The 4,831-nt window shown below is 76.4% G+C and carries 1 protein-coding gene; it reads right to left on the reverse strand.

The genetic code is table 11. From position 1 onward, the window contains the following. The coding region (locus tag V7793_RS33335) for a type I polyketide synthase (RefSeq protein ID WP_336013445.1) at positions 1–4,785 on the reverse strand (4,785 nt) is incomplete at its 3' end. Between the last annotated feature and the right edge of the window lie 46 nt (positions 4,786–4,831).

Raw genomic sequence — 4,831 nt, forward strand, 5'->3', positions numbered from 1 at the left:
GGGCAGGTCGAGGCCGACGGGCAGCAGCAGGGGTTCGCCCGCGGCCAGCGCGGCGTCGAAGAGGCCGAGCCCGTCCTCGGTGGCCAGCGGCCGGACCCCGGAGCGTGCCATGCGCTCGACGTCGGCGTCCGTGAGGTGCGCGGTCATGCCGGTGCGCTGCTCCCAGAAGCCCCAGGCCAGGGAGACGGCGGGCAGGCCCCGGGCGGCGCGGTGGTGGGCCAGGCCGTCGAGGAAGGCGTTGGCGGCGGCGTAGCCGGACTGGCCCGCGCCGTCGACGGTGCCGGCCGCCGAGGAGAACAGCACGAAGGCGGCGAGGCCGAGCCCCTGGGTGAGTTCGTGCAGGTGCCAGGCGGCGTCGGCCTTGGGCTTCAGGACGGCGTCGAGCCGTTCGGGGGTGAGCCCGGTGACGAGGCCGTCGTCCAGGGCGCCGGCCAGGTGGACGACCGCGGTCAGCGGGTGTTCGGCGGGGACGGCGGCGAGCAGGCCGGCGAGGCGGTCCCGGTCGGAGGCGTCGCACCGGGCCACGGTCACGTCCGCGTCCAGGTCGGCGAGGTCGTCGGACAGGACGCCGCTGCGGCCGGCGATCAGCAGGTGGCGCGCGCCGTGCGCGGTCACCAGGTGACGGGCGATCAGGCCGCCGAGCACGCCGGTGCCGCCGGTGATCAGGACGGTGCCCCCGGGGTCGAGCGCGATGTTCCCGGCGCCGCGGCCCGCCCCGGCCATCCTGGGCACGTGGGTCCTGCCCCCGCGGAGGGCGAGCTGGGGTTCGCCGGACGTCTCGGCCGCGGCGGCCGCGTCGCCGGGCGTGGCCGAGGCATCCGCGTCGACGAGGACGAGGCGGCCGGGGTTCTCGGCCTGGGCCGCGCGGACCAGGCCCCAGACAGCGGCCGCGGCCAGGTCGGTGACGTCCTCGGCGCCGGCGGCCACGGCGCCGCGGGTGAGCACGATCAGCCGGGAGGAGGCGGCGCGCTCGTCGGCGAGCCACCGGCGTACGGTCTCCAGCACCCGTCCGGCCTCCGCGCGCGTGGCGGCGAGGGGGTCGCCGGATCCGCTCACGGGGAGGACGGCGTACGCGGGCACCTCCTCCAGGGCGTCGAGACCGCCGTCGCCGAGTACGGCGTGGGCGGCGGTGACGGGTCCGGCGGGGGGCAGGGCGGGCCAGTCCAGGCGGTAGAGGTCGTCGGAGCGTCCGGCCGCGGCGAGCGCGCCGGGGTCGACGGTACGGGCGGCCAGGCCGTCGACGGCGGCCACGGGCGCCCCGGTGGCGTCGGCGAGCTGGAGCGTCGTGACGTCGGTGCCGGTGATCCGTACGCGCAGGGCGGTGGCCCCGGCCGCGTACAGCGAGACGCCGGTCCAGGAGAAGGGCAGCCGCGCCGCCCCTTCCTCCGGTCCGCCGAGCCCCGCGGCGTGCAGGGCGGCGTCGAACAGGGCGGGGTGGAGGCCGAAGCGTTCCGCCTCCACGGGCAGTTCGACCTCGGCGAAGGTCTCGTCGCCGCGCCGCCAGGCCGCGCGCAGCCCCTGGAAGGCGGGGCCGTAGTGGTAGCCCTGCCCGGCCAGCCGGTCGTAGACGTCGTCGACGGCGACCGGCCGCGCACCGGCGGGCGGCCAGGCGGCGAGGTCGAACCCGGCGTCCGGGGCGCCGGGTTCGAGCAGGCCGGAGGCGTGCCGGGTCCAGCCGCCGGCGCCGTCCTCCGGGCGGGCGTGCACGGACAGGGGCCGCTGTCCCGTCCCGTCGGCGTCGCCGACGCGGACCTGTACCTGGACGGCTCCCCGTGCGGGCAGCAGCAGCGGCGCCTCCAGCGTCAGCTCGCCCACCCGGCCGCAGCCCAGCTCGTCGCCCGCCGCGATCGCGAGCTCCACGAACGCCGTGCCGGGCAGCAGGACCGTCTCCCCGACGGCGTGGTCGGCGAGCCAGGGCGCGGTGGCGGTGGAGAGCCGGCCGGTGAAGAGCATGCCTCCGCCGTCGGCGACGGTGACCGCGGCGCCGAGCAGCGGGTGCCCGGTGGCCGCGAGCCCGGCCGCGGCCACGTCGCCGGCGGCGGCCGAGCGGCCGAGCCAGAACCGCTCGCGCTGGAAGGCGTAGGTCGGAAGGCCGGCCGGGCGGACGGGCATGCCGTCGAAGGCGGGCCGCCAGTCCACGGGGACGCCGTGCACAAACGCTTCAGCCAGCGACGCCAGCCACCGGGCCGGGCCGCCCTCGTCGCGGCGCAGCGAGCCGAGGCCGGTGATGTCCGCGCCGGCGGCGTCGGCGGTCTCCTCGATGCTGTGCAGGAGCACGGGGTGCGGACTGCACTCGGCGAAGACGCCGTAGCCTCCGGCGAGCAGCACCCGGGTGGTGGGCTCGAAGAGCACGGTCCGGCGCAGGTTCGTGTACCAGTACTCGGCGTCGAGCCCGGCGGTGTCGAACAGGGCCCCGGTGACGGTGGAGTAGAACGGCACGTCCGCGGAGCGCGGGCTGACGGGGGCCAGTTCGGTCAGCAGCCGCTCGCGGACCGTCTCGACCTGCGCGGAGTGCGAGGCGTAGTCGACGGGCAGCCGCTTGACGCGCACGTCGTCGGCCTTGAGCAGTTCCTCCAGCGCGTCGAGGGCGTCGGTGTCGCCGGAGAGGACCACGGAGGCGGCCCCGTTGACGGCGGCCACCGAGATCCTGCCGTCGTAGGCGGCGAGCAGCTCCGCGATCCGCTCCTCGGGCAGCGCGACCGAGAGCATCCCCCCGCGGGCGGAGAGCTCGTCGGCGATGGCCCGGCTGCGCAGGGCCACGACGCGGGCGCCGTCGGCCAGGGAGAGCGCCCCGGCGACGCACGCGGCGGCGATCTCTCCCTGGGAGTGCCCGATGACGGCGGCGGGGCGGATGCCGTACGAGCGCCAGAGCCCGGCGAGCGACACCATGACCGCCCAGAGGGCGGGCTGGACGACGTCCACGCGTTCCAGGGGCGCCGCGTCGCGCACGGTGTCGAGCAGGTCCCAGTCGGTGAAGGGTGCGAGGGCCTCGGCGCACTCGGCCATCGCGGCGGCGAACACCGGTGAGGCGTCGAGGAGTTCGGCGGCCATGCCGGCCCACTGGGAGCCCTGTCCGGGAAAGACGAAGGCGATCCGGGACTCGCTCGCCCGCCGGCCCTGGACGACGTGGGGCGCGGTGGTCCCGTCGGCGAGGGCGGCCAGTCCGGCGAGCAGGGTCTCGCGGTCGCCGCCGATCACCACGGCGCGGTGGTCCAGGGCCGCCCGCGAAGTCGCCAGGGTGTGGGCGACGTCGGGGAGCGGGGCCGCCTCCGGGCCCTCCCCGGCGCCGGTGAGGTGGGCGAGCAGCTGCCGGGCCTGGGCGGCCGGCGCCTGCTCGCCCTGGCCGGAGAGGACCAGCGGGACGGGCCCGGTGAGCGCGGCCGGCGCTCCGGGCCGTCCGGGTTCGGGGACGCCTTCCAGGATCACGTGCGCGTTGGTGCCGCTGATGCCGAACGAGGAGACGCCCGCCCGGCGGGGGCCGTCGGTGCCGGGCCACGCGCGGGCCTCGGCGAGCAGTTCGACGGCGCCGGAGTCCCAGTCGACCTGAGGCGTGGGCTCCTCGGCGTGCAGCGTCTTCGGCAGCCTGCCGTGGCGCATGGCCATGACCATCTTGATGACGCCGGCCACACCGGCGGCGGCCTGGGTGTGCCCGATGTTCGACTTGACCGAGCCCAGCCACAGGGGCTGTTCGCGGTCCTGTCCGTAGGTGGCGAGCAGGGCCTGCGCCTCGATGGGGTCGCCCAGGGGCGTGCCGGTGCCGTGGGCCTCGACGGCGTGCACCTCGTCGGTGCGCAGCCGGGCGTCGGCCAGGGCCCGGCGGATGACGCGCTGCTGGGACGGGCCGTTGGGCGCGGTCAGCCCGTTGGAGGCGCCGTCCTGGTTGATGGCACTGCCCTTGACGACGGCAAGGACCGGGTGCCCGTTGCGCCGGGCGTCGGAGAGCCGCTCCAGGAGCAGCATGCCGGCGCCCTCGCCCCAGCCCGTGCCGTCGGCCCCGGCCGCGAACGACTTGCAGCGGCCGTCCAGGGACAGCCCGCGCTGCCGGCTGAAGTCCACGAACGTGTCGGGGGTCGACATCACCGTCACCCCGCCCGCCAGCGCCAGGGAGCACTCACCCGTGCGCAGCGCCTGGACCGCGAGGTGCAGGGCGACCAGCGACGACGAGCAGGCCGTGTCGACGGTGACCGCGGGGCCCTCCAGGCCGAGGGTGTACGAGACCCGGCCGGAGGCGACGCTGCCGAGGTTGCCGTTGCCGAGGTAGCCCTCGACGCCCTCGGGCACGTCCGTCAGCCAGCTGCCGTAGTCGTGGTACATGACGCCGGCGAAGATGCCGGTCCGGCTCCCCCGGACGGTGTGCGGGTCGATGCCCGCGCGCTCGAAGGCCTCCCAGGAGGTCTCCAGGAGCAGCCGCTGCTGCGGGTCCATCGCGATGGCCTCGCGCGGCGAGATCCCGAAGAACGCCGCGTCGAACCCGGCGGCCCCGTAGAGGAACCCGCCCTCGCGCACATGGGTCCTGCCGGGGGTGTCGGGGTCCGGGTCGTAGAGCCCTTCGACGTCCCAGCCGCGGTCGTCCGGGAAGTCGCCGATGGCGTCGGTGCCCTCGTCGACGAGGCGCCACAGCTGTTCGGGCGAGGCCACGCCGCCGGGGTAGCGGCAGCTCATCGCCACGATCGCCACGGGCTCCGAGGCCGCTGCCGTGATCTCGGCGTTCTGCCGGCGCAGCCGCTCGTTCTCCAGCAGTGACTCGCGCAGCGCCTCGACGATCTGCTCGACGGATGTGTCCACGGTAGGTGTCGCTCCCTGATTACTTGGCGTCGCTGCGGTCGAGTGC

It is taken from the genome of Streptomyces sp. KLMMK (assembly GCF_036961605.1).
Taxonomy (GTDB): Bacteria; Actinomycetota; Actinomycetes; order Streptomycetales; family Streptomycetaceae; genus Streptomyces; species Streptomyces telluris.